The organism is Aquipseudomonas alcaligenes, from assembly GCF_003205495.1.
In the GTDB taxonomy this organism is placed as follows: domain Bacteria; phylum Pseudomonadota; class Gammaproteobacteria; order Pseudomonadales; family Pseudomonadaceae; genus Aquipseudomonas; species Aquipseudomonas alcaligenes_B.
In genome coordinates, this window is record NZ_QJRX01000002.1 from 200,297 (window position 1) to 226,056 (window position 25,760).

General features: G+C 65.5%; 29 protein-coding genes and 1 tRNA gene. 25 read left to right on the top strand and 5 right to left on the bottom strand.

Annotation, left to right across the window (positions count from 1 at the left end; translation table 11 throughout):
- Nucleotides 1–179: 179 nt before the first annotated feature.
- A complete protein-coding gene (locus tag DMO17_RS03600; protein WP_110680951.1) occupies nt 180–1,508 on the bottom strand; it encodes an imelysin family protein in 1,329 nt (442 codons plus the stop codon).
- Between the two features lie 170 nt (nt 1,509–1,678).
- Here DMO17_RS03600 and DMO17_RS03605 point away from each other — a divergent pair, with 170 nt between their 5' ends.
- Together DMO17_RS03605 and DMO17_RS03610 are read left to right on the top strand one after the other, a co-directional pair.
- Complete coding sequence (locus tag DMO17_RS03605; RefSeq protein WP_110680952.1) at nt 1,679–2,251, top strand: LemA family protein; 573 nt, start codon at nt 1,679–1,681, stop codon at nt 2,249–2,251.
- A gap of 1 nt (nt 2,252) precedes the next feature.
- Nucleotides 2,253–3,176 carry a GIDE domain-containing protein gene (locus DMO17_RS03610; RefSeq protein ID WP_110680953.1) on the top strand — a complete coding sequence of 308 codons (924 nt, stop codon included), beginning with the start codon at nt 2,253–2,255 and terminating at the stop codon, nt 3,174–3,176.
- A 6-nt stretch (nt 3,177–3,182) separates the two neighbouring features.
- Here the strand turns inward: DMO17_RS03610 and DMO17_RS03615 are convergent, their stop codons facing one another.
- The 3 genes from DMO17_RS03615 to DMO17_RS03625 all read right to left on the bottom strand — a co-directional run bounded on the left by DMO17_RS03615 (nt 3,183) and on the right by DMO17_RS03625 (nt 4,336).
- Nucleotides 3,183–3,677 carry an RDD family protein gene (locus tag DMO17_RS03615; RefSeq protein WP_110680954.1) on the bottom strand — a complete coding sequence of 165 codons (495 nt, stop codon included), beginning with the start codon at nt 3,675–3,677 and terminating at the stop codon, nt 3,183–3,185.
- A gap of 108 nt (nt 3,678–3,785) precedes the next feature.
- Complete coding sequence (locus tag DMO17_RS03620; protein ID WP_021700367.1) at nt 3,786–3,998, bottom strand: cold-shock protein; 213 nt, start codon at nt 3,996–3,998, stop codon at nt 3,786–3,788.
- A gap of 253 nt (nt 3,999–4,251) precedes the next feature.
- Nucleotides 4,252–4,336 (bottom strand) — tRNA-Leu (locus DMO17_RS03625).
- A 288-nt stretch (nt 4,337–4,624) separates the two neighbouring features.
- On the opposite strand from DMO17_RS03625, the gene DMO17_RS03630 reads away from it, so the two are divergent.
- The 7 genes from DMO17_RS03630 to DMO17_RS03660 all read left to right on the top strand — a co-directional run bounded on the left by DMO17_RS03630 (nt 4,625) and on the right by DMO17_RS03660 (nt 11,581).
- Nucleotides 4,625–5,293 (top strand): substrate-binding periplasmic protein, encoded by a 669-nt coding sequence (locus tag DMO17_RS03630; protein WP_258371196.1) that lies wholly within the window; start codon nt 4,625–4,627, stop codon nt 5,291–5,293.
- A gap of 72 nt (nt 5,294–5,365) precedes the next feature.
- A complete protein-coding gene (gene queA / locus DMO17_RS03635) occupies nt 5,366–6,421 on the top strand; it encodes a tRNA preQ1(34) S-adenosylmethionine ribosyltransferase-isomerase QueA (RefSeq protein ID WP_110680956.1) in 1,056 nt (351 codons plus the stop codon).
- A gap of 5 nt (nt 6,422–6,426) precedes the next feature.
- Complete coding sequence (gene tgt / locus DMO17_RS03640; protein WP_110681363.1) at nt 6,427–7,545, top strand: tRNA guanosine(34) transglycosylase Tgt; 1,119 nt, start codon at nt 6,427–6,429, stop codon at nt 7,543–7,545.
- Nucleotides 7,546–7,664: 119 nt separating this feature from the next.
- Entirely contained in the window at nt 7,665–8,006 is a 342-nt protein-coding gene (gene yajC / locus DMO17_RS03645) for a preprotein translocase subunit YajC (protein WP_110680957.1), read from the top strand.
- Between the two features lie 60 nt (nt 8,007–8,066).
- The gene (gene secD, locus DMO17_RS03650; RefSeq protein WP_110680958.1) at nt 8,067–9,935 is read left to right on the top strand and encodes a protein translocase subunit SecD; all 1,869 of its coding nucleotides are present in this window, start codon (nt 8,067–8,069) and stop codon (nt 9,933–9,935) included.
- 13 nt (nt 9,936–9,948) lie between these two features.
- Nucleotides 9,949–10,857, top strand: coding sequence for a protein translocase subunit SecF (gene secF / locus DMO17_RS03655; RefSeq protein WP_110680959.1), 909 nt, complete (start codon nt 9,949–9,951; stop codon nt 10,855–10,857).
- Nucleotides 10,858–11,032: 175 nt separating this feature from the next.
- Complete coding sequence (locus DMO17_RS03660; RefSeq protein WP_110680960.1) at nt 11,033–11,581, top strand: glycine zipper 2TM domain-containing protein; 549 nt, start codon at nt 11,033–11,035, stop codon at nt 11,579–11,581.
- Nucleotides 11,582–11,635: 54 nt separating this feature from the next.
- Here the strand turns inward: DMO17_RS03660 and suhB are convergent, their stop codons facing one another.
- Nucleotides 11,636–12,451 (bottom strand): type III secretion system regulator SuhB, encoded by an 816-nt coding sequence (gene suhB, locus DMO17_RS03665; protein WP_110680961.1) that lies wholly within the window; start codon nt 12,449–12,451, stop codon nt 11,636–11,638.
- Nucleotides 12,452–12,599: 148 nt separating this feature from the next.
- Here suhB and trmJ point away from each other — a divergent pair, with 148 nt between their 5' ends.
- The 16 genes from trmJ (at nt 12,600) to hisS (ending at nt 25,737) form a co-directional block, all read left to right on the top strand.
- Nucleotides 12,600–13,379: a tRNA (cytosine(32)/uridine(32)-2'-O)-methyltransferase TrmJ gene (gene trmJ, locus DMO17_RS03670; protein WP_181418726.1), complete on the top strand. Its 780-nt coding sequence runs from the start codon at nt 12,600–12,602 to the stop codon at nt 13,377–13,379.
- Nucleotides 13,372–14,151, top strand: a complete 780-nt coding sequence (cysE, locus tag DMO17_RS03675; protein WP_110680963.1) for a serine O-acetyltransferase — start codon at nt 13,372–13,374, stop codon at nt 14,149–14,151. The genes trmJ and cysE overlap by 8 nt, the downstream gene beginning before the upstream one ends.
- Nucleotides 14,152–14,285: 134 nt before the next feature.
- Entirely contained in the window at nt 14,286–14,777 is a 492-nt protein-coding gene (gene iscR, locus DMO17_RS03680) for a Fe-S cluster assembly transcriptional regulator IscR (RefSeq protein WP_110680964.1), read from the top strand.
- A gap of 32 nt (nt 14,778–14,809) precedes the next feature.
- Nucleotides 14,810–16,024 carry an IscS subfamily cysteine desulfurase gene (locus tag DMO17_RS03685; RefSeq protein WP_110680965.1) on the top strand — a complete coding sequence of 405 codons (1,215 nt, stop codon included), beginning with the start codon at nt 14,810–14,812 and terminating at the stop codon, nt 16,022–16,024.
- A 48-nt stretch (nt 16,025–16,072) separates the two neighbouring features.
- A complete protein-coding gene (gene iscU / locus DMO17_RS03690; RefSeq protein ID WP_021700354.1) occupies nt 16,073–16,459 on the top strand; it encodes a Fe-S cluster assembly scaffold IscU in 387 nt (128 codons plus the stop codon).
- Between the two features lie 15 nt (nt 16,460–16,474).
- On the top strand, nt 16,475–16,798 hold the full coding sequence (gene iscA / locus DMO17_RS03695; protein WP_110680966.1) for an iron-sulfur cluster assembly protein IscA: 324 nt from the start codon (nt 16,475–16,477) through the stop codon (nt 16,796–16,798).
- 11 nt (nt 16,799–16,809) lie between these two features.
- Nucleotides 16,810–17,331 (top strand): co-chaperone HscB, encoded by a 522-nt coding sequence (hscB, locus tag DMO17_RS03700; RefSeq protein WP_110680967.1) that lies wholly within the window; start codon nt 16,810–16,812, stop codon nt 17,329–17,331.
- A gap of 42 nt (nt 17,332–17,373) precedes the next feature.
- On the top strand, nt 17,374–19,242 hold the full coding sequence (hscA, locus tag DMO17_RS03705; protein ID WP_110680968.1) for a Fe-S protein assembly chaperone HscA: 1,869 nt from the start codon (nt 17,374–17,376) through the stop codon (nt 19,240–19,242).
- Nucleotides 19,242–19,583: an ISC system 2Fe-2S type ferredoxin gene (fdx, locus tag DMO17_RS03710; RefSeq protein ID WP_110680969.1), complete on the top strand. Its 342-nt coding sequence runs from the start codon at nt 19,242–19,244 to the stop codon at nt 19,581–19,583. The genes hscA and fdx overlap by 1 nt, the downstream gene beginning before the upstream one ends.
- Before the next feature lie 14 nt (nt 19,584–19,597).
- Nucleotides 19,598–19,798, top strand: coding sequence for a Fe-S cluster assembly protein IscX (gene iscX, locus DMO17_RS03715; protein WP_110680970.1), 201 nt, complete (start codon nt 19,598–19,600; stop codon nt 19,796–19,798).
- A 98-nt stretch (nt 19,799–19,896) separates the two neighbouring features.
- The gene (gene ndk / locus DMO17_RS03720; protein ID WP_110680971.1) at nt 19,897–20,328 is read left to right on the top strand and encodes a nucleoside-diphosphate kinase; all 432 of its coding nucleotides are present in this window, start codon (nt 19,897–19,899) and stop codon (nt 20,326–20,328) included.
- Between the two features lie 24 nt (nt 20,329–20,352).
- Entirely contained in the window at nt 20,353–21,495 is a 1,143-nt protein-coding gene (rlmN, locus tag DMO17_RS03725; RefSeq protein WP_110680972.1) for a dual-specificity RNA methyltransferase RlmN, read from the top strand.
- A 14-nt stretch (nt 21,496–21,509) separates the two neighbouring features.
- The gene (gene pilW / locus DMO17_RS03730; protein WP_110680973.1) at nt 21,510–22,271 is read left to right on the top strand and encodes a type IV pilus biogenesis/stability protein PilW; all 762 of its coding nucleotides are present in this window, start codon (nt 21,510–21,512) and stop codon (nt 22,269–22,271) included.
- Nucleotides 22,271–23,317, top strand: coding sequence for a RodZ domain-containing protein (locus DMO17_RS03735; RefSeq protein WP_110680974.1), 1,047 nt, complete (start codon nt 22,271–22,273; stop codon nt 23,315–23,317). The genes pilW and DMO17_RS03735 overlap by 1 nt, the downstream gene beginning before the upstream one ends.
- Nucleotides 23,318–23,325: 8 nt before the next feature.
- A complete protein-coding gene (ispG, locus tag DMO17_RS03740) occupies nt 23,326–24,438 on the top strand; it encodes a flavodoxin-dependent (E)-4-hydroxy-3-methylbut-2-enyl-diphosphate synthase (protein ID WP_076580592.1) in 1,113 nt (370 codons plus the stop codon).
- Nucleotides 24,439–24,450: 12 nt separating this feature from the next.
- Entirely contained in the window at nt 24,451–25,737 is a 1,287-nt protein-coding gene (hisS, locus tag DMO17_RS03745; protein ID WP_110680975.1) for a histidine--tRNA ligase, read from the top strand.
- The last annotated feature ends 23 nt before the right edge of the window (nt 25,738–25,760 follow it).

Genomic DNA, 25,760 nt, shown 5'->3' on the forward strand with positions numbered 1-25,760 from the left:
GCGGGCAATCTTAGCAGGCTAATGGAGTTCGAATAAGAGGAATTAGCATTTGCGAAAGGGGCGGATTGTCGCGGCCACGCCAAGCCGTCGGGAGCATTTCCCGCGCGTGCCTGGCGCCGACACCAATAAAAAACGGATGCGCCTTGTGGGCGCATCCGTCCTGGACAGCTCTGCGGGTATCAGAACTGGTGATCGGCGGTGTCCGGGTTCAGATCGCTGATGCCCAGAGCGGCGGAGGCCTTCTCGATGGCGGCGGTCTGCTTGACCAGGGCGGCGATGGCGTCGCGCACCAGCTGCTGGCCGGCGGCGTTGTCGGCGGCGATCAGCTGGTCGAAGTGCACGTTGTTCTTCTCGGCGCTGTCGACCAGGGCCTGCAGCCTGGCTTCGCTGGCTTCCAGGTCGGCCTTCAGGGTGGCGTCGGCCTGGGCGTCCAGCTTGGCCACTAGGGCGGACAGGCTCGGGCCGCTCAGCACGGTGCCGTCGACCTTCTTGTACTCGCCGAGGTAGACGTTGCGGATACCCTTGCCGTTATAGAAGTGCGAGTTGTGGGTGTTGTCGCTGAAGCAGTCGTGCTCGTCCTCGGTGGAGCCGGCTTCCAGGGCGACCTTCATGCGCTCGCCGGCCAGCTCGCCGAGGGACAGGCTGCCCATGCCGAACAGCATCTTGCGCAGGCCGCTCTCGGCCGGCTCGGCCTCCAGCTTGGCGCGGTAGTTGTCGGCGTTGCCGGCCTGCCACTGCACGACCATGCTGTCGAGGTCGGCGACCAGCAGGTCGGTGGCGCCTTTCAGGTAGGCACGACGGCGCTCGTTGTTGCCGCCGGTGGCACCTTCGCCGACCAGGAAGTCGCTGGCCGGACGCGCGCCGGCGCCCGGGTTGGTACCGTTGAGGTCCTGGCCCCAGAGGAGGAACTCGATGGCGTGGTAGCCGGTGGCGACGTTGGCTTCGGAGCCGCCCAGTTCGTTCAGCTCGGCCAGCTTCTCGCCAGTGATTTCGCTGACGTCGATCTGGTCTTCGCCGACCTGGATGCTGGTGTTGGCGATGATGTTGGCGCTGGCACCGGGGTTGCCCAGGGCGTGCTGGTAGTCCTTGGCCACGTAGTCGATTAGGCCCTCGTCCAGCGGCCAGGCATTGAGCTGGCCTTCCCAGTCATCGACCACGGCGTTGCCGAAACGGAACACTTCGGTCTGCATGTAGGGCACGCGGGCGGCCAGCCAGGCCTGCCTGGCGGCCTTCAGGGTGTCTTCGCCGGGGTTGGCCAACAGGGCGTCGATGGCGCTCTGCAGCTGCTTGCCGGTGCTGGCGGCGTCGCTGAACACGGCGAGGGCGAGGTCGGCATAGTGGCTGACCACGGCCTTGGCGGCGGCTTCCTCGACCTTGGCCGGAGCGCTGCTGGCGGCGGCCGGGGCGCTGGCCTGGGGAGCGGCGGCTTCCTGCTTGTCGTCGCCGCAGCCGGCGAGGGAAATGGCGAGGGCCAGCAGGCTGGCGGTGGCCAGGGGCATGCGAGTCATGGCGGAGTCCTTAGCTTCTTGGTGTTGGGAAGGCCGTGCGAATGCACTGGAAAACCGCACAATAATGCGAAAGATTTGCATTTTGTGTAAAGCACTTTCGTGATCGCGACTTCTATGGACGCCCGCCTCGCTGTCGCTAGAATGCCGGCAGTTCACAAGGAGCGTTGCCCATGAGTCTCACCGCCGTCGCTGTACTCGTCGTGCTGTTTCTTCTCGCCGCCTGGGCGGTGGTCCTCTACAACGGCCTGGTGCGCCTCAAGCACGGGGTGAGCAAGGCCTGGTCGAACATCGACGTGCTGCTCAAGCAGCGCCACGACGAATTGCCCAAGCTGGTGGAGACCTGCAAGCAGTACATGCAGCACGAGCGCACCACCCTGGAACGGGTGATCGCGGCGCGCAGCGCCGTGGCCAGCGCCCGCGAGCAGCATGACGTGGGCGCCCTGGGCAAGGCCGAGAGCACCTTGCGCGCCGGCCTCGGCCAGTTGTTCGCCCTGGCCGAGAACTACCCGGAGCTGAAGGCCAACGAGAGTTTCCAGCATCTGCAGCAGCGCATCTCCGGCCTGGAGAACGCCATCGCCGATCGCCGCGAGCTGTACAACGAGGCGGTCAACCTGAACAACGTGCGCATCGAGCAGTTCCCCGATGTGATCCTGGCGCGGCTGTTCGCCTTCCAGGCGGCCGAGCTGCTGCAGTTCAGCGAGGAAGAGAAGGCCGACGTCGACCTCAAGTCGCTGTTCAACTGAGATGGATGTCGGCGGCCTGGCCATCAGCATGGCCTTCAGCGTCGGCGCCTGCGTCGGCGGCGGCTGGTGGTGCATCAAGCGCCTGTCCGAGGCGCGCTTCCTGCTCAACACGCCGACCTCGAAGATCCGCTCCGCGGCCCAGGGCTATGTCGAGCTGTATGGCGTGCTGCATGCGTTGGACGAAGGCGAGGTACGTGCGCCGCTGACCGGCACGCCGTGCCTGTGGTGGCGCTTCAAGATCGAGGAGTACGAGCGCAGCGGCAAGCAGCGCCGCTGGCGGGTGGTGGAGAGCGGCTCCAGCGAGGCCTGGCTGCGGCTCAGGGATGCCACCGGCGAGTGCCTGGTCAATCCGCGGGGCGCCGAGGTGCGGCCTGCCACGCGCCAGGTCTGGCATGGCAGCGAGCGTCGCCCGCTGGGCGGCAGCGAGGGTTCCGGGCTGGGCCTGCTCGGCATGCTGCTGATGGGCGATGGCCAGTACCGCTACACCGAGGAGCGTCTGCACGCCGGCCAGCCGCTCTACGCCATCGGCGACTTCCGTACCCAGGGCGGTGCCGAGGCGTTCGACCTGACCCTGGCCCAGGGGGCCGTGGTGCGCGAGTGGAAGAGTGATTTCGCCGGCCTGCTGCAGCGCTTCGACAGCAATGGCGACGGTCAGCTCGATCAGCGTGAGTGGGAGCGCATGCGCGAGTCGGCGCGCGCCGAGGCGCAGCGTCGGCAACTGGGGCGTGGCGAGGTGCCGGTGCACCACCAGCTGCGCAAGCCGGGCGAATCCTATCCCTTCATCCTCTCCAGCCATGGCGAGGACGTGCTGGCGCGCGGCTTCTACTGGCAGGCCGCCGGCGGCGCGCTGCTCTGCCTGGCCGGCGCGCTGGCTACTGCCTGGCTGGTCGGCAACGTGCTGCTGCCGGGGCTGGCCGCCGGCTGAGGCCGGTTACTTTTTGTGGATGTTCTTCGGCAGCTGCACGACGCGACTCTCCGAGTAGATGTCGTGCCAGCTGCGCTTGTCCTTGTCCCACAGTACCCAGAGGAAGCCCAGGCCGCAGAACAGCCAGGAGCCGATCGCCACCACGAAGCGCAGCAGCGCCTGCCACAGGCTGATGGCCGTGCCGTCGGCATTCTGGATGCGCAGGCCCCAGACCTGCATGCCGAGGGTCTGGCCATTGTGGGTCCAGAACTTGGCGAAGAAGCCGAACAGGCTCATCACCAGCAGGGTGGACAGCAGGGGGTCGCCGTCCAGGGCACCGGCATCGGACATCTGGCGCAGCCGCTCCTCGCCATAGATGGCCATCTGCACCCCTTTGTACAGCAGGGTGACCACCATCAGCAGGGCGATGCACAGCAGGAAGTCATAGAAGATCGCGGCGAAGCGACGGATCGGGCCGGCGGAAGGAAAGTCGCCCTGGGGGCGCAGCAGGTGCTTGGGCATGGATGGCTCGCGGCGGATAGAGACTGCGCGCGATTGTACGGGGTGCGTGCGACGGGCACAAAAAAGCCCCTGATGTTGCCATCAGGGGCTCTTTCTTAGCAGCAGCGATTAGCCCAGAACCTGGACCTTGTCGGCTTGCATGCCTTTCTGGCCTTGCACGGCTTCGAAGGTGACCTTCTGGCCTTCTTTCAGGCTACGGAAGCCCGAACCTTCGATAGCGCGGAAGTGCACGAACAGATCCGGACCGCTCTCGGGGGTGATGAAGCCGAAGCCCTTCTCGTCGTTGAACCATTTGACGGTGCCGGTTTGACGATTCGACATTGTCTTATTTCCTTGAAACTAGAGTTGATGACAGCCTCTTGCGTTGTGCGCGAGAGGGCTGGAACTGGTTGCAGAGAGTAAGAGAAGTCGAGCGGGATGTAGCGGATCTAGGATCTACTGCACCAGGTCACGATTCAAGGCGACCCATGCAAACACAGTTGACCCACTCTACGCTAACTCAATCTGATTTGCCAACCCCCCCGGAACAGGCGATTCCAGAGGCTTTGCAGGCAATTTGGGAGGGAGAAAAACGTGGTGCCCCGGGAGAGACTCGAACTCTCACTTCTTTCGAAAACGGATTTTGAATCCGCCGCGTCTACCGATTCCGCCACCGAGGCACGATGGGCGCGCAGTATAGGGAGGCGTCCTGGGGTGGTCAATCGCGCCGAGGCAGCGAGACAGGCGCTCCGAGAGCCATCCGGGCTCTCCGGGTTTCCGCATGCGGTGGCTTTGATTCAGGGGGCTGAGGGGGCTGCGGTAGCCCTTTCACGAGGGTTGTCGGCTATGCTCGGGCAGGCGGGGTATCGATGGGGGAAATTCGGGTGCGTGGAGTCGTTCGCCGTGGGCTGGTCGGTCTGATCTGCGCGCTGCCGTGGGCTGTGTCGGCTGATACCTTGACCTATGCCGTGACCAACGAAAGCTGGGCGCCTTACTGGATAGTGCGTGAGGGGCAGGTCAGCGGCGTGTTCAGCGACTTCATGGAGGCGCTGGATGAGCGGCTGGCGGTCGATCTGCAGGCCGCGCGTCCGGCCCCGCCGCTGCGCGCCCAGAAGATGTTCCGCGAGGGCCGGGTGCAACTCGAATGCTGCGTCAGCAAGGGCTGGCGCTCGGCACCCGAACAGGTCGCGGTAACGCTGTGGACGGAGCCGGTGCTTGAGGTCGAGGAGGTGCTGGTCTTCGCCCCGGGCCGGGCTTTCGGGTTTGCCCGGCTCGAGGACCTGCGCGGCAAGACCATTGCGACCGTGCGCGGCTATGGCTACGCCGGCAGCGAGTATTTTCGCCGTCACGACAGTCCCGATGCCATCGCTTTGCTGCACAAGGTGGCGCAGGGGCGCAGCCAGGCCGGCATCATCGACCGGTTGGAGCTGGCCTATCTGCGCCATGCGCATCCCGAGTTGCAGGCGGGCAAGGAGCGGTTGGAGGAGGGGCCGGTGATCAACAGTTCCGAGCTGCGCATTCGCCTGCATCGTTCGCGTGCCGAGCTGCTGCCGGCGCTGAATGCCGCCATTGCGGCCATGCGCCGGGATGGCAGCCTGCAGCGCATCATGGCCACTTACTCCCCCCCGCAGCCTTAGTCGCGACGGCCGGCGCGTGGCCGTGCGAGGGGCTTTCCGGTAAGCTTGGCGCCCCCCGGAGATGTACCAGCCATGCGTGTTGCCGACTTCCATTTCGACCTTCCCGATTCCCTGATCGCCCGCCACCCTCTGGCCGAACGGCGTGCCAGCCGCCTGCTGGTGCTCGATGGCCCGACGGGGGCGCTCGCCCATCGGCAGTTCGCCGACCTGCTGGAATACCTGCGTCCCGGCGACCTGATGGTGTTCAACGACACCCGGGTGATCCCCGCGCGCCTGTTCGGCCAGAAGGCCTCCGGCGGCAAGCTGGAGATCCTCATCGAGCGCCTGCTCGACGAGCATCGCGTGCTGGCCCATGTGCGTTCGAGCAAGTCGCCCAAGCCGGGTTCGCTGATCCATATAGAAGGTGGTGGCGAGGCCGAGATGCTGGCCCGTCACGACGCGCTGTTCGAGCTGCGCTTCGGCGAGCCGGTGCTGCCGCTGCTGGATCGCGTCGGCCACATGCCGCTGCCACCCTATATCGATCGCCCCGACGAGGCCGCCGACCGCGAGCGCTACCAGACCGTCTATTCCGACAAGGCCAAGGCCGGCGCCGTGGCCGCGCCGACGGCCGGCCTGCATTTCGACGAGGCGCTGCTGGCGGCGATCCGCGCCAAGGGCATCGACACCGCCTTCGTCACCCTGCATGTCGGCGCCGGTACCTTCCAGCCGGTACGGGTGGAGCGTATCGAGGACCATCACATGCATCAGGAATGGCTGCAGGTCAGCCAGGCCGTGGTCGATGCGGTGGTCGCCTGCCGCGCCCGTGGTGGCCGGGTGATCGCCGTCGGCACCACCAGCGTGCGCTCGCTGGAAAGCGCCGCGCGCGATGGCGAGCTGAGGGCCTTCAGCGGCGATACGGATATCTTTCTCTACCCGGGCAAGCGCTTCCATGTGGTCGATGCCCTGGTCACCAACTTCCACCTGCCGGAGTCGACCCTGCTGATGCTGGTCTCGGCCTTCGCCGGCTACCCGGAGACCATGGCCGCCTATGCGGCGGCCGTGGAGCAGCGCTACCGCTTCTTCAGCTACGGCGATGCCATGTTCATCACCCGCAATCCCGACCCGCGCGGTCCCGAGGAGACCCCATGAGCCATATGTCCTTCGAGCTGCTGGCCACTGACGGCCGTGCCCGCCGCGGCCGCCTGACCTTCCCGCGCGGCGTGGTGGAGACCCCGGCCTTCATGCCGGTCGGCACCTATGGCACGGTCAAGGGCATGCTGCCGCGCGACATCGAGGGCATCGGTGCGCAGATCATCCTCGGCAACACCTTCCACCTGTGGCTGCGTCCGGGCACCGAGGTGATCAAAAGGCACGGCGACCTGCACGACTTCATGCAGTGGCAGGGGCCGATCCTCACCGACTCCGGCGGCTTCCAGGTGTTCAGCCTGGGCGCCATGCGCAAGATCAAGGAGGAGGGCGTGTATTTCTCCTCGCCGGTGGACGGCGCCAAGGTGTTCATGGGTCCCGAGGAGTCCATGCAGGTGCAGCGCGAGCTGGGCTCGGACATCGTGATGATCTTCGACGAGTGCACTCCCTATCCGGCCGACTTCGACACCGCCAAGCGCTCCATGGAGCTGTCGCTGCGCTGGGCCAAACGCTCGAAGAACGCCCACGAGGGCAACCCCTCGGCGCTGTTCGGCATCGTTCAGGGCGGCATGCACGAGGAACTGCGCCTGCGCTCGCTGGAGGGGCTGCTGGAGATCGGTTTCGACGGCCTGGCCATCGGCGGCCTGTCGGTCGGCGAGCCGAAGGAAGAGATGATCCGTGTGCTGGACTTCCTGCCGCCGCATCTGCCCACCGACAAGCCGCGCTACCTGATGGGCGTGGGCAAGCCGGAGGACCTGGTCGAGGGCGTGCGCCGCGGCGTGGACATGTTCGACTGCGTGATGCCGACCCGCAACGCGCGCAACGGCCACCTGTTCATCGATACCGGGGTGATCAAGATCCGCAATGCCGTGCACAAGCACGACGACTCGCCGCTGGACCCGAGCTGCGACTGTTACACCTGCAAACACTTCTCCCGCGCCTACCTGCATCACCTGGACAAGTGCGGCGAAATGCTGGGCAGCATGCTCAATACCATCCACAACTTGCGCCATTACCAGCGCCTGATGGCTAGTTTGCGCGAGGCAATTCAACAGGGTACATTGGCCGCCTTTGTCGATGCCTTCTACGCCCGGCGCGGCCTGCCGACGCCGCCGCTGGAGCCCTGACGGGATTGAAATAGGCCGGGACGCACCCCATCTCGGAGGTGCTCCAGTTCCTGCCAGCGCCCGCGCATCGTGCGGGCGCCGACCACAACAGTTTCCAGACCTTGCAATAGGAGTTTGCCATGAGCTTTCTGATTCCCGCCGCCTATGCCGATGCCGCCGCTCCGGCCGCCGCCGCCGGCCCCGCCGGCAGTGGCTTCGAGTGGGTGTTCCTGATCGGCTTCCTGGTCATCTTCTATCTGATGATCTGGCGTCCCCAGGCCAAGCGCGCCAAGGAGCACAAGAACCTGCTCGGCAGCCTGCAGAAAGGCGATGAAGTGGTCACCAGCGGCGGTATCGCCGGCAAGGTCACCAAGGTGACCGACGATTTCGTGGTGATCGAGGTTTCCGACAACGTCGAACTGAAGTTCCAGAAGCAGGCCATCGCGGCGACCCTGCCGAAGGGCACCCTGAAAGCCATCTAACGATTCTTCGTTCACCACTACGGGGCGCATCAGGCGCCCCGTGTCATAACGGGCGGCGTCATGCTCAATAAGTTCCCCCTGTGGAAGTACCTGCTGATCCTGGCTGTGCTGGTGGTCGGTTTCATCTACTCCGCACCCAATCTATATCCGGACGATCCGGCGATCCAGATCAGCGGTGCCAGTACGGCGCTGGAGGTCGGCCAGGCCGACCTCGATCGCATCGGCAAAGCGCTGAGCGATGCCGGTATCGCGGTCAAGTCGGCAACTCTGAGCAAGCAGGGCAAGGGTGCACTGCTGCGCCTGAGCAAGCAGGAAGACCAGCTGCCGGCCAAGGAGCTGGTGCGCAAGCTGCTCGGTGACGACTACGTGGTGGCCCTCAACCTGGCGCCGACCACGCCCGAATGGCTGCGCAGCCTGGGTGCTGGCCCGATGAAGCTGGGCCTGGACCTGTCCGGTGGGGTGCACTTCCTGCTGGAAGTGGACATGGACAAGGCCATGGACGCTCGCCTGAAGGTCTACGAGAGCGAGATCAAGAGCCTGCTGCGCAAGGAGCGCGTGCGCTATCGCAGCCTGCCGCAGCAGGACGGCGCCATCCAGCTGGGCTTCGCCGATGGCGAGGCGCTGGACAAGGCCCAGGAGCTGGTGCGCAAGAGTTTCAGCGATTTCGATCTGACCACTGCCTCGCGCAACGAGTTGCAGGTGCTGCGTCTGGCGCTGACCGAGGCCAAGCGCGCGGAAATCCGCGAATACTCGATCAAGCAGAACCTGACCACCGTGCGCAACCGGGTCAACGAGCTGGGCGTGGCCGAGCCGCTGGTCCAGCGCCAGGGCGCCAACCGCATCGTGGTCGAGCTGCCGGGCGTGCAGGACACCGCCGAGGCCAAGCGTATCCTCGGCAAGACCGCCAACCTGGAGTTCCGCCTGCAGGCCGAACCGGACGCGGCGCGCGCCTCCACCGAGTCCTTCGAGTTCCGCGAAGCCGGCCGCCCGCCGGTGGATCTGGAGCGCAGCCTGATCATCACCGGTGACCAGGTCACCGATGCCCAGGCCAGCTACGACGAGAACGGCCGTCCGCAGGTGAACATCCGTCTGGATGGCCACGGTGGCGACCTGATGAACCGTGCCACCCGCAACAACGTCGGGCGCAGCATGGCGGTGATCTTCATCGAGCAGAAGCCGCTGACCCGCTACGTCAAGCAGGTGGTCGACGGCGTCGAGAAGGAAGTCGCGGTTCAGGCCTTCAAGGAAGAGAAGAAGATCATCAGCCTGGCGACCATCCAGTCGGCGCTGGGCAGCAGCTTCCGCATCACTGGCCTGGACGGCCAGGGCGAGTCTTCCGAGCTGGCCCTGCTGCTGCGCGCCGGTGGCCTGGCGGCGCCGATGTACTTCGCCGAGGAACGCACCATCGGCCCGAGCCTGGGTGCCGACAACATCGCCAAGGGTATCGATGCGTCGATCTGGGGCATGATCTTCGTATCGCTGTTCATCATCGCCATCTACCGCTTCTTCGGCGTGCTGGCGACTGTGGCCCTGGGCTTCAACATGGTCCTGCTGCTGGCGCTGATGTCGGTGCTGGGGGCGACCCTGACTCTGCCGGGCATCGCCGGTATCGTGCTGACCATGGGCATGGCGGTGGACGCCAACGTGCTGATCTTCTCGCGTATCCGCGAAGAGATCGCCAACGGCCTGTCGGTGCAGCGTGCCATTCACGAGGGCTTCGATCGCGCCTTCTCGGCGATTCTCGACGGCAACCTGACCACCCTGCTGGTCGGTGGCATCCTGTTCGCCATGGGCACCGGGCCGGTCAAGGGCTTCGCCGTGACCATGTCGCTCGGCATCATCACCTCGATGTTCACGGCCATCTTCGTGACCCGTGCCATGGTCAACCTGATCTTCGGTGGCCGTGATTTCAAGAAGCTGTGGATCTAAGGGGCGGCCTGCGATGAAACGTGTAATCAACTTCATGGGCATTCGCCACCTGGCGTTTGCCGTGACCGTACTGCTGACCCTGGTGTCGCTCGGCAGCCTGGCGATCAAGGGCCTCAACTTCGGCCTGGACTTCACCGGCGGTGCGCTGATCGAGCTGACCTACGAGCAGCCAGCCGATCTGGCCAAGGTGCGCGGGCAGCTGGCCGAAGCCGGCTACGGCGATGCCGTGGTGCAGCACTTCGGTGCCACCACCGATGTGGTGGTGCGCCTGCAGGGCGACGATCCGCAGCTGGGCAACAGGCTGGCGGCGGACCTGGACAAGGTCAGTGCCGAGCAGTTCAGCGTCAAGCGGGTCGAGTTCGTCGGCCCCGCGGTAGGCGAGGAGCTGCGCGACCAGGGCGGCCTGGGCATGCTGCTGGCTCTCGGCGGCATCCTGCTCTACGTGGCCTTCCGCTTCCAGTGGAAGTTCGGCTTCGGTGCCATCGTCTCGTTGATCCACGACGTGATCGTCACCCTCGGCGTGTTCTCCTTCTTCCAGATCCCCTTCGACCTGACTGTGCTGGCCGCGGTGCTGGCGCTGATCGGTTACTCGCTGAACGACACCATCGTGGTGTTCGACCGTATCCGCGAGAACTTCCGTGTGCTGCGCAAGGCCGATCTGATCGAGAACATCAACATTTCCACCACCCAGACCCTGCTGCGTACCCTGGCGACCTCGATTTCCACCCTGCTGGCGATCATCGCGCTGATGGTGTTCGGTGGCGAGAACCTGTGGGGCTTCTCCCTGGCGTTGTTCATCGGCGTCACCGCCGGTACCTACTCCTCGGTGTACATCGCCAGTACTCTGCTGGTCTGGTTGAAGCTGACGCGTGACGATCTGATTCCGCCGGTGGAGGCGGAAGAGGTGGATGATCGCCCCTGATCCTGTTGTCACCCCGCAAGGCCCGGCATATGCCGGGCCTTGTCGTTTCCGGGGTGTGAAGGGGCTCCCATTTGTCGGTGTTGGCGGGGCGCCTGAGGAACTCATCTGTCGGGCGCCCATCCAAGGCATGGAAGAGGGCGAAAATAACGCTCGGTCAGAGCCTGAGGAGGGCCAGATGAACAAGTCGATGATCGTGGGTGCGGTGCTGGGCGCGGTGGGTGTTACTGCCGGTGGTGCCGTGGCGACCTATAGCCTGGTCAGCGGCCCGCAGTATGCCGAAGTGCTGGCCGTTCAGCCGGTCAAGGAAACCATCAAGACACCGCGCGAGGTGTGCAAGGATGTGGCCGTGACCCGCCAGGCACCGGTCAAGGACCAGCACCAGATCGCCGGTACCGTGATCGGCGCCGTGGCCGGTGGCCTGCTGGGCAACCAGATCGGTGGCGGTAGCGGCAAGAAGATCGCCACCGTGGCAGGCGCCGTCGGTGGTGGCTATGCCGGCAACAAGGTGCAGGAGGGCATGCAGGAGCGCGATACCTACACTGCCACGGAAACCCGCTGCAGCACGGTGGTCGATACCAGCGAGAAGGTAGTCGGCTACGACGTGAAGTACCAGCTGGATGGCAAGATCGGCCAGGTGCGCATGGATCGCGATCCGGGTGCGCAGATTCCGGTTAACAAGGAAGGGCAGCTGGTGCTGGTGCAGCAATCCCAAGCCGTGCAGTAACGGTTCGAGAATAAAAAAACCGCCCCTCGGGGCGGTTTTTTTATTGGCTGGCGATCAGCGTTTCATCGAGGGCGCCAGGTGCGGCTGGATGGCGGTGAGCACGGCCTTGAAGCATTTGGTGTTGCCGGCGACGATCTGACCCTTCTCGAGGAAATCGTGGCCGCCGCTGAAATCGCTGACCAGGCCGCCCGCTTCCTGGATCAGCAGGGCGCCGGCGGCCATATCCCACTCGGACAGGCCGAACTCCCAGAAGGCGTCGTAGCGACCGGCGGCGACGTAGGCCAGGTCCAGGCTGGCGGCGCCGGCACGGCGGATGCCGGCGGTCTGCCCGACCAGGCTGCGGAACATGCCCAGGTAGTTGTCCAGGTTGTCCACCTGTTCGGCGCGGAACGGGAAGCCGGTGCCCAGCAGGGCGCCGTCCAGACTCTTGCGGTTGCTCACGCGCAGGCGGCGACCGTTGATCGCGGCGCCGCGGCCGCGGCTGGCGGTGAATTCCTCCTGGCGTACCGGGTCGAGGACCACGGCGTGCTCCAGGCGGCCACGGTACTTGCAGGCGATGCTGACGGCGAAGTGCGGGACGCCGCGCAGGAAGTTGGTGGTGCCGTCCAGCGGATCGATGATCCACTGGTAGTCGGCACCTTCGCCGCTGCCGGCGATGCTACCGCTTTCCTCGCCGAGGAAGCCGTGGTTCGGGTAGGCCTTCTGCAGCGCCTGGATGATGGTCTGCTCGGCGGCGCGGTCGACTTCGCTGACGTAGTCGTGGGCATCCTTCTCGTTGACCGAGATGACGTCCAGGCGTTCGATGGAGCGGATGATCAGTTCGCCGGCACTGCGCGCAGCGCGCAGCGCGATATTCAGCATGGGCTGCATGGAAGGTTCACCTGGGTCGTTAAAGAAGAAAGCCGGCCATTCTAGCAGACTAGCTTTTCCTGTGCAGCCGGCTCGTTGCGGTGCATGGCATTGGCTCGGGGGCTTCTGTAACATTCATGGCCCTTTGCGTTCTCCTTGGAGCTGTCAGGTGCTGCAGAACATTCGCGTGGTGCTGGTCAATACCAGCCATCCCGGCAACATCGGTGGGGCCGCGCGGGCCATGAAGAATATGGGCCTGTCGCGCCTGGTGCTGGTCGATCCCGAGGATTTCCCCAGCAGCGAGGCGGTGGCGCGTGCCTCCGGTGCCACCGACATCCTCGACAATGCCGTGGTGGTCGAGACCCTCGAGGAGGCCCTGGCGGGCTGCAGCGTGGCACTCGGTACCAGTGCGCGCGATCGGCGCATTCCCTGGCCGCTGCTCGATCCGCGCGAATGCGCGACCACTTCGCTGCAGCATGTCGAGATGGGGGGCGAGGTGGCCCTGGTGTTCGGTCGCGAGTACGCCGGCCTGACCAACGAGGAGCTGCAGCGCTGCCAGTTCCATGTGCACATCCCGTCCAACCCGGAGTTCAGCTCGCTGAATCTGGCGGCCGCGGTGCAGGTGCTGGCCTACGAGGTGCGCATGGCCTGGCTGGCCGCCCAGGGGCAGCCGACCAAGATGAACAAGCTGGAAACCACGGCGATGCTCAATACTCAGCCGGTCACCACCGATGAGCTGGAGCTGTTCTACGGCCATCTGGAGAGTACGCTGGTGGAGATCGGCTTCCTCGATCCGGCCAATCCGCGCCACCTGATGTCCCGCCTGCGCCGCCTGTACGGGCGCGCCGGTATCAGCAAGCTGGAAATGAACATCCTGCGCGGCGTCCTCACGGAAACCCAGAAGGCGGTGCGTGGCGAGTCCCACAAGCGGAGCAAAGACGATGTTTGAGCGTGTGCGCGAAGATATCCAGAGTGTTTTCCATCGTGATCCGGCGGCGCGCAACGCCTTCGAGGTGGTGACCTGCTACCCGGGCCTGCATGCCGTCTGGCTGCACCGGGTCGCCCATGGCCTGTGGGTGCGTGGCTGGAAGTGGCTGGCGCGCCTGGTCTCCAACTTCGGGCGCTGGCTGACCGGCATCGAGATCCATCCGGGGGCGAAGATCGGTCGGCGCTTCTTCATCGATCACGGCATGGGCATCGTCATCGGCGAGACCGCCGAGATCGGCGACGACGTCACCCTCTACCAGGGCGTGACCCTGGGCGGCACCAGCTGGAACAAGGGCAAGCGCCATCCGACCCTGGAAGACGGCGTGGTGGTCGGTGCCGGTGCCAAGGTGCTCGGCCCCTTCACCGTCGGTGCCGGTGCCAAGGTCGGCTCCAATGCGGTGGTGACCAAGGCGGTGCCGCCGGGGGCCACCGTGGTCGGCATTCCGGGGCGGATCATCGTCAAGAGCGACGATGAGCAGGAGGCCAAGCGCCAGGCCATGGCCGAGAAGCTGGGCTTCGATGCCTACGGTGTCAGCCAGGACATGCCGGACCCGGTGGCGCGCGCCATCGGTCAGCTGCTCGATCATCTGCATGCGGTGGATGGTCGCCTGGAGGGCATGTGCTCGGCGCTCAAGGCGCTAGGTAGCGACTACTGTGCCAAGGAGCTGCCAGCACTGCGCGACGAGGACTTCGCCGACGTGTGCAAGGAGCAGGGCGACAAGCCGGCTGCCTGAGAACGCGTAGTCTGCTATCATTCGCGCCCCGAGTTGTCGCTATACCCGACTGTTTTAATTGGTCTTATAGTTGACCTAAATAGTCGGAAAAGGCGATACTTGCCGCAACTCAGCTAAACCGTGGTGCGAGTGCCATGCGTCTGACCACCAAAGGCCGTTACGCCGTCACAGCCATGCTCGATCTGGCGCTGCATGCGCAGAACGGGCCTGTGTCGCTTGCCGACATCTCCGAGCGGCAGGGCATTTCCCTGTCTTACCTGGAGCAGCTGTTCGCCAAGCTGCGCCGTGGCAACCTGGTCAGCAGCGTGCGCGGTCCGGGTGGTGGTTACCAGTTGTCGCGCGACATGCGGGTGATCCAGGTGGCCCAGGTCATCGATGCGGTCAACGAGTCGGTCGATGCGACCCGCTGCCAGGGCATGGGCGATTGCCACTCCGGCGATACCTGTCTGACCCACCACCTGTGGTGCGACCTCAGTCAGCAGATTCACGAATTCCTCAGCGGCATCAGCCTGGCTGACCTGGTGACCCGGCGCGAAGTGCAGGAAGTCGCCCAGCGCCAGGACCTGCGCCGCTGCAACGGCAGGATGCCGCAGCTGGACAAGATCGAAGCGTCCGCCATCGAGTGAGCAGGGCGCCTGCCTGATATAGGAGATACCTGATGAGATTGCCGATTTACCTCGACTACTCCGCCACCACTCCGGTCGACCCGCGCGTGGCGCAGAAGATGAGCGAGTGCCTGCTGGTGGATGGCAACTTTGGCAACCCGGCATCGCGCTCCCACGTGTTCGGCTGGAAGGCCGAGGAAGCGGTGGAGAATGCCCGTCGCCAGGTCGCCGAGCTGGTCAATGCCGACCCGCGCGAGATCGTCTGGACCTCCGGCGCCACCGAGTCCGACAACCTGGGCATCAAGGGTGTCGCGCACTTCTATGGCAGCAAGGGCAAGCACATCATCACCTCGAAGATCGAGCACAAGGCGGTGCTGGACACCTGCCGCCAATTGGAGCGCGAAGGCTTCGAGGTGACCTACATCGAGCCGGGCGAAGACGGCCTGATCACCCCGGCCATGGTCGAGGCGGCGCTGCGCGAGGACACCATCCTGGTGTCGGTCATGCACGTCAACAACGAGATCGGCACCATCAACGACATCGCCGCCATCGGCGAGCTGACCCGTTCGCGCGGCGTGCTGTTGCATGTCGATGCCGCCCAGTCCACCGGCAAGGTGGAGATCGACCTGGAGAAGATGAAGGTCGACCTGATGTCCTTCTCCGCGCACAAGACCTATGGCCCCAAGGGCATCGGCGCCCTTTATGTGCGTCGCAAGCCGCGCGTGCGTCTGGAAGCCATGATCCATGGCGGCGGCCACGAGCGCGGCATGCGCTCCGGCACCCTGGCCACCCACCAGATCGTCGGCATGGGCGAGGCTTTCCATATCGCCAAGCAGGAGATGGCGCAGGAGAACCAGCGCATCCTCGCCCTGCGCGACCGCTTCTACAAGCAGGTCGAGGGCATGGAGGAGCTGTACGTGAACGGCAGCCTGACCCAGCGCGTGCCGCACAACCTGAATCTGAGCTTCAACTACGTGGAAGGCGAGTCGCTGATCATGGCGCTCAAGGACCTGGCGGTCTCCTCCGGTTCCGCCTGTACCTCCGCTTCGCTGGAGCCCTCCTACGTGCTGCGCGCCCTGGGTCGCAACGACGAACTGGCACACAGCTCGATCCGCTTCACCTTCGGCCGCTTCACCACCGAGGAAGAAGTCGACTATGCCGCGTCGAAGATTCGCGAAGCCGTCGACAAGCTGCGCGAGCTGTCGCCGCTGTGGGACATGTTCAAAGAAGGTGTCGACCTTTCCAAGGTCGAATGGCAGGCACACTGATTTTCGAGTCGCCTGTAGAGCGGCACCTGATGAGAGAGGAATTGCAGCATGGCATACAGTGAAAAGGTCATCGACCACTACGAGAACCCGCGCAACGTCGGCAAGCTCGACGCCGAGGACCCCAATGTCGGTACCGGCATGGTCGGCGCCCCGGCCTGCGGCGACGTGATGCGCCTGCAGATCAAGGTCAACGAGCAGGGCGTGATCGAAGACGCCAAGTTCAAGACCTACGGCTGCGGCTCGGCCATCGCCTCCAGCTCCCTCGCCACCGAGTGGATGAAGGGCAAGACCCTGGACGAAGCCGAAACCATCAAGAACACCCAGCTGGCCGAGGAGCTGGCCCTGCCGCCGGTGAAGATTCACTGCTCCGTGCTCGCCGAGGACGCCATCAAGGCGGCCGTGCGTGACTACAAGCAGAAGAAAGGTCTGCTCTGATTTCGAGGAGTCGCTATGGCCATCACCATGACTGAAGCCGCCGCCCGCCACGTGCAGCGTTCCCTCGACGGGCGCGGCAAGGGTGAGGGTATCCGCCTCGGCGTGCGTACCACCGGCTGTTCGGGCCTGGCCTATGTGCTGGAGTTCGTCGACGAGGTGGCGAACGAGGATCAGGTGTTCGAGAGCTTCGGCGTCAAGGTGATCATCGATCCGAAGAGCCTCACCTACCTCGACGGTACCGAGCTGGACTTCGTCCGCGAGGGCCTCAACGAAGGCTTCAAGTTCAACAACCCCAACGTGCGCGGCGAATGCGGCTGCGGCGAGAGCTTCAACGTCTAAGGCGGGTTGTTGTGGGCAGTCCCTGTCATTTCGCGCTATTCGAGCTGCAGCCGACGTTCCGCCTGGATCAGGCGCAGCTGTCGGCGCGCTATCGCGAGTTGGCCAAGGCCGTGCACCCGGATCGCTTCGCCGATGCCGGCGAGCGCGAGCAGCGCCTGGCGCTGGAGCAGTCGGCGCGCCTCAACGAGGCCTACCAGACCCTGAAGAGTGCGCCGCGGCGCGCCCTCTATCTGCTGGCCCTGCGCGGCCGCGAGCTGCCGCTGGAAGTGACGGTGCAGGACCCCGAGTTCCTCCTGCAGCAGATGCGCTGGCGCGAGGAGCTGGAGGACCTGCAGGACAGCGCCGACCTGGCCGGCGTGGCGGCGTTCAAGAAGCGCCTGAAACTGGCTCAGGACGAGCTGGATGCGGGCTTCGCCGCCTGCTGGGACGATGCCGCGCGCCGCGACGAGGCGGAACGCCTGGTGCGGCGCATGCAGTTCCTCGACAAGCTGGCCCACGAAGTGCGCGACCTCGAAGAGCGCCTCGACGACTAACCGCGCTGCAGCCCGTGCTGCACGCCTGATGATCGGAACACCATGGCCCTACTGCAGATCGCCGAGCCCGGGCAGAGCCCGCAACCCCACCAGCGCCGCCTGGCGGTGGGTATCGACCTGGGTACCACCAACTCGCTGGTCGCTGCCGTGCGCAGCGGTCTCGCCGCGCCATTGGCCGACGCCGAGGGGCAGGTGATTCTGCCGTCGGCGGTGCGTTACCACGCCGAGCGGGTCGAGGTCGGCCAGTCGGCCAAGGCCGCCGCCGCGCAGGACCCCTTCAATACCGTGATGTCGGTCAAGCGCCTGATGGGGCGTGGCGTGGCGGACATCAAGCAGCTTGGCGACCAGCTGCCCTATCGTTTCGTCGAGGGCGAGTCGCACATGCCGTTCATCGACACCGTGCAGGGCGCCAAGAGTCCGGTGGAGGTCTCCGCCGATATCCTCAAGGTGCTGCGCCAGCGTGCCGAGGCCAGCCTCGGTGGCGAGCTGGTTGGTGCGGTGATCACGGTGCCGGCCTATTTCGACGATGCCCAGCGCCAGGCCACCAAGGATGCTGCGCGCCTGGCCGGCCTCAATGTGCTGCGCCTGCTCAACGAGCCGACCGCTGCCGCCGTAGCCTATGGCCTGGACAAGGGCGCCGAGGGGGTGGTGGCCATCTATGACCTGGGTGGCGGTACCTTCGACATCTCCATCCTGCGCCTGACCCGTGGCGTGTTCGAGGTTCTGGCCACCGGCGGCGACAGCGCCCTGGGTGGCGACGACTTCGACCACGCCATCGCCGGCTGGATCATCGAGCAGGCCGGCCTGTCCAGTGACCTCGATCCCTCCATGCAGCGCAGCCTGTTGCAGGCCGCCTGTGCCGCCAAGGAAGCCCTGACGAGCAGTGCTGCGGTCAAGGTGCGTCATGGCGGCTGGTCCGGCGAGCTGAGTCGCGCCCGTTTCGAGGCGCTGGTCGAGCCGCTGATCGCACGCAGTCTCAAGGCCTGTCGCCGCGCGGTGCGCGATGTTGGCATCGAGCTCGAAGAGGTCGAGGCGGTGGTCATGGTCGGCGGCTCCACCCGGGTGCCGCGTGTGCGCGCGGCGGTGGGCGAGCTGTTCGGTCGCGCACCGCTGACCGACATCGACCCGGATCAAGTGGTTGCCATCGGCGCCGCCATCCAGGCCGATACCCTGGCTGGCAACCAGCGTGGCGCCGGCGACGAGTTGCTGCTGCTCGACGTGATCCCGCTGTCCCTGGGGCTGGAGACCATGGGGGGGCTGATGGAGAAGGTGGTGCCGCGCAACACCACCATCCCGGTGGCGCGAGCCCAGGACTTCACCACCTACAAGGATGGCCAGACCGCCATGGTCATCCACGTCCTGCAGGGCGAGCGCGAGCTGGTCAAGGACTGCCGCTCGCTGGCGCGCTTCGAGTTGCGCGGGATTCCGCCGATGGTCGCCGGTGCGGCGAAGATCCGCGTGACCTTCCAGGTCGATGCCGATGGCCTGCTCAGCGTCGCTGCCCGCGAGCTGGGCTCCGGCGTGGAGGCGAGCATCCAGGTCAAGCCGTCCTATGGCCTGACCGACGGCGAGATCGCCCGCATGCTGCAGGACTCCTTCCAGAACGCCGGGGGGGACAAGGTCGCCCGCGCCCTGCGCGAGCAGCAGGTCGAGGCCGAGCGCCTGCTCGAGGCCGTGCAGTCGGCGCTGGATGCCGATGGCGAGCGGCTGCTCAGCGAGGAAGAGCGCATCGCCATCCTCGCCGCCATGGACGAGCTGCGCGAACAGGCGGCCGGCAACGACACCCACGCTATCGAGCAGCAGGCCAAGCGCCTGGCGCAGATCACCGATGCCTTTGCCGCCCGGCGCATGGACGCCACCGTCAAGGCGGCGCTGTCCGGGCGCAAGCTCAACGAAATCGAGGACAACTGATGCCGCAGGTCATTTTTCTGCCACACGAGAAATTCTGCCCCGAAGGCATGGTCGTCGAGGCCGAGCCGGGGACGTCCATTCTCGAGCTGGCGCATGCCAATCACATCGAGATGGAAAGTGCCTGTGGCGGCGTCTGCGCCTGCACCACCTGCCACTGCATCATCCGCGAGGGCTTCGATTCGCTGGAAGAGGCGGACGAGCTGGAAGAGGACTTCCTCGATCGCGCCTGGGGCCTGGAGGCGCAATCGCGCCTGGCCTGCCAGGCCAAGGTCGGGACCGAGGACCTGACCGTCGAGATCCCGAAATACTCGCTCAACCACGCCGCCGAAGTGCCGCACTGATTCGAGGAGCCGTCATGAGCCTGAAATGGACCGATGTGCTGGATATCGCCATCGAGCTGGCCGAGAGTAAACCGGAGGTCGATCCGCGCTACGTCAACTTCGTCGACCTGCATCGCTGGGTGCTGGCCCTGCCGGACTTCGTCGACGATCCGCAGCGTGGCGGCGAGAAGGTGCTGGAGGCCATTCAGGCGGCCTGGATCGAAGAGCTCGACTGAGCGCCGCAGCATCGCCTCAGGGCGCGGCCCTACGCATTTCCCCCTAACCCGCGTATAATTCGCGGGTTTAATTTTTCGCTTTAACTCTGGAGCTTCAAATGGCTGTTCAACGTACTTTCTCCATCATCAAGCCGGATGCCGTTGCCAAGAACGTCATCGGTGAAATCACCACCCGTTTCGAGAAGGCCGGCCTGCGCGTCGTCGCTTCCAAGATGGTCCAGCTGTCCGAGCGCGAAGCTGCCGGTTTCTACGCCGAGCACAGCGAGCGTGGCTTCTTCAAGGATCTGGTCGCCTTCATGACCTCCGGTCCGGTCATCGTCCAGGTTCTGGAAGGCGAGAACGCCGTTGCCAAGAACCGTGAGCTGATGGGCGCCACCAACCCGAAAGAAGCCGCTCCGGGCACCATCCGCGCTGATTTCGCCGTTTCCATCGACGAAAACGCCGTGCACGGTTCCGACTCCGAGGCTTCCGCCGCTCGCGAGATCGCTTACTTCTTCTCCGCCACCGAGGTGTGCGCTCGCATTCGCTAAGCGCGAACCAGCGAGGGTGAATCCATGACTGATGTAGCCAAGACCAACCTGCTGGGGCTGACCCAGCCCGAGCTGGAAAGCTTCTTCGAGAGCATCGGGGAAAAGCGCTTCCGCGCCGGTCAGGTCATGAAATGGATTCACCACTTCGGCGTCGAAGATTTCGACGCCATGAGCAATCTCGGCAAGGCCCTGCGCGAAAAGCTCAAGGCCTGCGCCGAGATTCGCGGTCCCGAGATCGTCAGCCAGGACATCTCCGCCGACGGCACCCGCAAGTGGGTGGTGCGCGTGGCGTCCGGCAGCTGCGTCGAGACCGTGTACATCCCGCAAGGCGGCCGCGGCACCCTCTGTGTGTCCTCGCAGGCCGGCTGTGCGCTGGATTGCAGTTTCTGTTCCACCGGCAAGCAGGGCTTCAACAGCGACCTGACTGCCGCGGAAATCATCGGTCAGGTGTGGATCGCCAACAAATCCTTCGGCACCGTACCGGCCAAGATCGACCGAGCCATCACCAACGTGGTGATGATGGGCATGGGCGAGCCCCTGCTGAATTTCGACAATGTCGTGCCGGCCATGCAGATCATGATGGACGACCTCGGCTACGGCATCTCCAAGCGCAAGGTGACCCTGTCCACCTCCGGCGTGGTGCCGATGATCGACAAGCTGGCGACCGTCACCGACGTGTCCCTGGCCCTGTCGCTGCACGCACCGAACGACGAGCTGCGCAACCAGCTGGTGCCGCTCAACAAGAAATATCCGTTGGACGTGCTGCTGCCGGCCTGCCGCCGCTACATCGACGGCCTGGGCGAGAAGCGCTACCTGACCGTCGAGTACACCTTGCTCAAGGACGTCAACGACCAGCCGGAACACGCTGCGCAGATGATCGCACTTCTCAAGGATTTTCCTTGCAAGATCAATCTGATTCCGTTTAATCCCTTCCCCTTCTCCGGTTACGAACGGCCGAGCAACAACGCCATCCGTCGCTTCCAGGACCTGTTGCACAAGGCCGGCTTCAACGTCACCGTGCGCACCACCCGTGGTGACGACATCGACGCCGCCTGCGGGCAGCTGGTCGGCCAGGTGCAGGACCGCACCCGTCGCAGCGAGCGTTATATTGCCGTACGTCAGCTGGGTAGCGAGGCCGAAGAGCCCCGCACCGCCAACCGAAATTGAAGGGGAGGAACTCCATGACCTTGCGCACTGCGCTCTATCTGTCTCTTGTCTGCCTGTTGGCAGGGTGTGTCAGGATCGGTGGGCAGACGGACCCGCTGAAGTCCGACCAGGGGCGGGACGCGGCACGCGATGCCTATATCCAGCTCGGTCTCGGGCACCTGCAGCAGGGCTCTACCGAGAAGGCCAAGGAACCGCTGAAGAAGGCCCTGGAACTGGACTCTTCCAGCGCCGACGCGCACGGTATCCTGGGGCTGGTGTTCCAGCAGGAAATGGAGCCCAAGCTGGCCGACCAGCATTTCCGCAAGTCGATCTCCCTGAGCAAGGGCGAGGCACGCCTGCACAACAACTATGGTGGCTTCCTCTACGAGCAGAAGCGCTATCCGGAAGCCCTGGAGCAGTTCACCATCGCGTCCCAGGACACCCTCTATCCGGAGCGTTCGCGGGTGTTCGAGAACCTCGGCCTGACTTCCCTGCAGATGGGCCAGCGCGAGCAGGCCAAGCAGTATTTCGAGCGGGCCCTGCGGATGAACAGCAATCGCCCGATCGCCCTGCTGAACATGGCCCAGCTGTCTTTCGAGGATGGCCAGTACGTACCGGCGCGCGGCTATTACAAGAACTTTAGCGATCAGGCTCGGCAGACGCCGCAGAGCCTGCTGCTGGGCATTCGCCTGGCCAAGGTGTTCGATGACCGCGACCAGGCGGCCAGCCTCGGCCTGCAGCTGAAGCGTTTCTATCCGGGTACCCCGGAATATCAGCAATACCTGTCGGAGCAGTGATGAAAGCCTCGCATCCTGAAGTTGTTGCCGCGCACCGGGTCAACCCTGGCGAGACGCTGCGCAAGGTGCGCGAAAGCAAGAACCTGGCGCTCGGCGACGTTGCCGTGCAACTGAACCTGACCGCGCAGGCGCTGCGCAACCTCGAGGCCGGTGCTTTCGAGCTGCTGCCCGGGCATACCTTCGCCCGTGGCTACGTGCGTGCCTATGCCAAGCTGATGGGCCTGGATCCCAGCCGCCTGGTCAGCGAGTTCGACCAGTACACCGGCACCGATGCCAGTGGCAGCAGTGTCGCCAGCCTGGCGCGCATCGAGGAGCCGGCCCGGGTGTCGCAGAGCCTGGTCAAGTTCTTCAGCGTGGTAGCCTTGGTCGCGCTGGCCGGTGTCGGCTTCTTCTGGTGGCAGGGCGAGACGGCCCGCCTGGGTGGCGAAGTCGCCAACGGCAGCATCGAGCATGTGGAGGTCGAGGCCGCCGACGGTACCACCGAGATCCATCCGCTGGACGAGCCGGAAGACCAGGCCGTGGTCGAAGCGCAGGCCCAGGTGCCGCTGGCCGAGCTGCCGCCGGTGGTAGCGCCGGTCCCCGCCGACCAGCCCCCGGCCGGCGAGACGCCGGCCGCTGCAGCGACCCAATCGTCCCCGGTCGCCCCGGGTGAGGTGCAACCGCCAGTGGTCGCCGAGGTGCCGCCGAGCGCCCCGCAGGCCAGCGCGCCGGTAGCCGTCGAGCCCGCCCCGGTCAGCGAGCCTGTTCCGTCGGCCGAGGCGCCGAGCACACCGGCACCTGCCGCCCCCGTGACTGCCGCAGCCGGCCAGGCCCTGGTCAACCTGCAGTTCACCGCCGATTGCTGGACCCAGCTGACCGACGCCGATGGCAAGGTCCTGCTCAGCGCCCTCAAGCGCCGCGGCGACAGCGTCGAGCTGGCCGGCAAGGCGCCGCTGGAGCTGCGCCTGGGTTATGCCCGTGGCGCCGTGGTACTGGTCAATGGCCAGGCGGTCGACGTCGCCCCCCACATCCACGGCGAGACCGCCCGCCTCAAGCTTGGGCAGTGAGCCAGACCATGCATTGCGAATCCCCCATCAAGCGTCGCCCGTCCCGCAAGATCTGGGTCGGCTCGGTACCGGTCGGTGGCGATGCGCCGATCGCGGTGCAGAGCATGACCAACACCGAGACCTGTGACGTCGAGGCCACCGTCGGCCAGATCCGTCGCCTGGAAGATGCCGGCGCCGACATCGTGCGCGTCTCGGTGCCCTCCATGGAGGCGGCCGAGGCCTTCGGCAGGATCAAGCAGCAGGTGCGCGTGCCGCTGGTTGCCGACATCCATTTCGACTACCAGATCGCCCTGCGCGTGGCCGAGCTGGGCGTCGACTGCCTGCGCATCAACCCGGGCAATATCGGCCGCGAGGACCGGGTCAGGGCGGTGGTCGAGGCCGCCCGTGACAAGGGCATCCCGATCCGCATCGGGGTCAACGCCGGCTCCCTGGAGAAGGACCTGCAGAAGAAGTACGGCGAGCCGACGCCCGAGGCGCTGGTGGAATCCGCGCTGCGCCATGTCGAGCATCTGGACCGCCTGAACTTCCCGGACTTCAAGGTCAGCGTGAAGGCTTCCGACGTGTTCATGGCCGTCGCGGCCTATCGCCTGCTGGCCAAGCAGATCGAGCAGCCGCTGCACCTGGGCATCACCGAGGCCGGTGGCCTGCGTTCCGGCACCGTGAAGTCGGCGGTGGGCCTGGGCATGCTGTTGGCCGAGGGCATCGGCGACACCATCCGCATCTCCCTGGCCGCCGATCCGGTGGAGGAGATCAAGGTCGGTTACGACATCCTCAAGTCCCTGCGCCTGCGCTCGCGCGGCATCAACTTCATCGCCTGCCCGAGCTGCTCGCGGCAGAACTTCGACGTGGTCAAGACCATGAACGAGCTGGAGCAGCGGGTCGAGGACCTTCTGGTGCCGCTCGACGTCGCCGTGATCGGCTGCGTGGTCAACGGCCCGGGCGAGGCCAAGGAGGCGCATATCGGCCTCACCGGCGGCACGCCGAACAACCTGGTGTACATCGACGGCGCCCCGGCCTCGAAGCTGACCAACGACAATCTGGTGGATGAGCTGGAGAAGCTGATCCGCCGCAAGGCGGCCGAGAAGGCCGAGGCCGACGCGGCCGTGATCGCCCGCGGCTGACAAGGAATATTCGTGAGCAAGTCCCTGCAAGCCATCCGTGGCATGAACGACATCCTGCCGGAGCAGACCCCGGCCTGGCGCTATCTGGAAGGCACCCTGGCCAGCCTGCTCGACGGCTACGGCTACAAGGAAATCCGCCTGCCCATCCTCGAGTTCACCGAGCTGTTCGCCCGTGGTATCGGCGAAGGCACCGACGTGGTGGACAAGGAGATGTACACCTTCCTCGATCGCAACGAGGAGTCGCTGACCCTGCGTCCGGAAGGTACCGCCGGCTGCGTGCGCGCCGTACTCGAGCATGGCCTGTCCGGCGGTGGTCAGGTGCAGAAGCTGTGGTACGCCGGCCCGATGTTCCGCTACGAGAAGCCGCAGAAGGGGCGTTACCGCCAGTTCCACCAGATCGGCGTGGAAGCCTTCAACCTGCCCGGCCCGGACGTCGACGCCGAGCTGATCGTGCTGACCTGGCGCCTGTGGCAGCGCCTCGGCCTGGCCGATGCGGTGACCCTGCAGCTCAACAGCCTGGGTTCCAGCGAGGCCCGCGCGGCCTATCGCGACGCCCTGGTGGCCTATCTCAACGAGCGCTTCGCGCAGCTCGATGAGGACAGCCAGCGCCGTCTGACCACCAACCCGCTGCGCATCCTCGACAGCAAGAACGCCCAGACCCAGGCCCTGCTGGCCGATGCGCCGACCCTGGCCGACTACCTCGACGAGGAGTCGCGCCTGCACTTCGAAGGTGTCAAGGCGCGCCTGGATGCCGTGGGCATCCGCTACGAGATCAACCACAAGCTGGTGCGCGGCCTCGACTACTACAACCGCACCGTGTTCGAGTGGGTCACCGACAAGCTCGGCGCCCAAGGTACGGTGTGCGCCGGCGGCCGCTACGACGGCCTGGTCAGCCAGCTGGGCGGCAAGCCGACCCCGGGCGTGGGCTTCGCCATGGGCGTCGAGCGCCTGGTGCTGCTGCTGGAGACCCTGGAACTGCTGCCGGCCGAGCTGCACAGCCCGGCGGACGTCTACCTGTGTGCCTTCGGCGAGGCAGCCGAGCTGGCCGGCCTGGGCCTGGCCGAACGCCTGCGCGATGCCATCCCGGGCCTGCGCCTGCTGGTCAACGCCGGTGGTGGCAGCTTCAAGAGCCAGTTCAAGAAGGCCGACAAGAGCGGCGCGCGCTTCGCCCTGATCCTGGGTGAGGACGAACTGGCCGCCCGCGTGGTAGGTTGCAAACCCCTGCGCGACGATACCGAACAACAGAACATTGCCTGGGATGCGCTGGCGCAGCATCTCGCTGCCTGCCTGCAGGCCTGAGAACAGAGCGAATAAGGAGTTAT

Bases quoted from the DNA above. Each gene is read 5' to 3' on its own strand.
- DMO17_RS03600 (WP_110680951.1), bottom strand. From the start codon at position 1,508: ATGACTCGCATGCCCCTGGCCACCGCCAGCCTGCTGGCCCTCGCCATT.
- DMO17_RS03605 (WP_110680952.1), top strand. From the start codon at position 1,679: ATGAGTCTCACCGCCGTCGCTGTACTCGTCGTGCTGTTTCTTCTCGCC.
- DMO17_RS03610 (WP_110680953.1), top strand. From the start codon at position 2,253: ATGGATGTCGGCGGCCTGGCCATCAGCATGGCCTTCAGCGTCGGCGCC.
- DMO17_RS03615 (WP_110680954.1), bottom strand. From the start codon at position 3,677: ATGCCCAAGCACCTGCTGCGCCCCCAGGGCGACTTTCCTTCCGCCGGC.
- DMO17_RS03620 (WP_021700367.1), bottom strand. From the start codon at position 3,998: ATGTCGAATCGTCAAACCGGCACCGTCAAATGGTTCAACGACGAGAAG.
- queA (WP_110680956.1), top strand. From the start codon at position 5,366: ATGCGTGTTGCCGACTTCCATTTCGACCTTCCCGATTCCCTGATCGCC.
- tgt (WP_110681363.1), top strand. From the start codon at position 6,427: ATGTCCTTCGAGCTGCTGGCCACTGACGGCCGTGCCCGCCGCGGCCGC.
- yajC (WP_110680957.1), top strand. From the start codon at position 7,665: ATGAGCTTTCTGATTCCCGCCGCCTATGCCGATGCCGCCGCTCCGGCC.
- secD (WP_110680958.1), top strand. From the start codon at position 8,067: ATGCTCAATAAGTTCCCCCTGTGGAAGTACCTGCTGATCCTGGCTGTG.
- secF (WP_110680959.1), top strand. From the start codon at position 9,949: ATGAAACGTGTAATCAACTTCATGGGCATTCGCCACCTGGCGTTTGCC.
- DMO17_RS03660 (WP_110680960.1), top strand. From the start codon at position 11,033: ATGAACAAGTCGATGATCGTGGGTGCGGTGCTGGGCGCGGTGGGTGTT.
- suhB (WP_110680961.1), bottom strand. From the start codon at position 12,451: ATGCAGCCCATGCTGAATATCGCGCTGCGCGCTGCGCGCAGTGCCGGC.
- cysE (WP_110680963.1), top strand. From the start codon at position 13,372: ATGTTTGAGCGTGTGCGCGAAGATATCCAGAGTGTTTTCCATCGTGAT.
- iscR (WP_110680964.1), top strand. From the start codon at position 14,286: ATGCGTCTGACCACCAAAGGCCGTTACGCCGTCACAGCCATGCTCGAT.
- DMO17_RS03685 (WP_110680965.1), top strand. From the start codon at position 14,810: ATGAGATTGCCGATTTACCTCGACTACTCCGCCACCACTCCGGTCGAC.
- iscU (WP_021700354.1), top strand. From the start codon at position 16,073: ATGGCATACAGTGAAAAGGTCATCGACCACTACGAGAACCCGCGCAAC.
- iscA (WP_110680966.1), top strand. From the start codon at position 16,475: ATGGCCATCACCATGACTGAAGCCGCCGCCCGCCACGTGCAGCGTTCC.
- hscA (WP_110680968.1), top strand. From the start codon at position 17,374: ATGGCCCTACTGCAGATCGCCGAGCCCGGGCAGAGCCCGCAACCCCAC.
- fdx (WP_110680969.1), top strand. From the start codon at position 19,242: ATGCCGCAGGTCATTTTTCTGCCACACGAGAAATTCTGCCCCGAAGGC.
- iscX (WP_110680970.1), top strand. From the start codon at position 19,598: ATGAGCCTGAAATGGACCGATGTGCTGGATATCGCCATCGAGCTGGCC.
- ndk (WP_110680971.1), top strand. From the start codon at position 19,897: ATGGCTGTTCAACGTACTTTCTCCATCATCAAGCCGGATGCCGTTGCC.
- rlmN (WP_110680972.1), top strand. From the start codon at position 20,353: ATGACTGATGTAGCCAAGACCAACCTGCTGGGGCTGACCCAGCCCGAG.
- pilW (WP_110680973.1), top strand. From the start codon at position 21,510: ATGACCTTGCGCACTGCGCTCTATCTGTCTCTTGTCTGCCTGTTGGCA.
- DMO17_RS03735 (WP_110680974.1), top strand. From the start codon at position 22,271: ATGAAAGCCTCGCATCCTGAAGTTGTTGCCGCGCACCGGGTCAACCCT.
- ispG (WP_076580592.1), top strand. From the start codon at position 23,326: ATGCATTGCGAATCCCCCATCAAGCGTCGCCCGTCCCGCAAGATCTGG.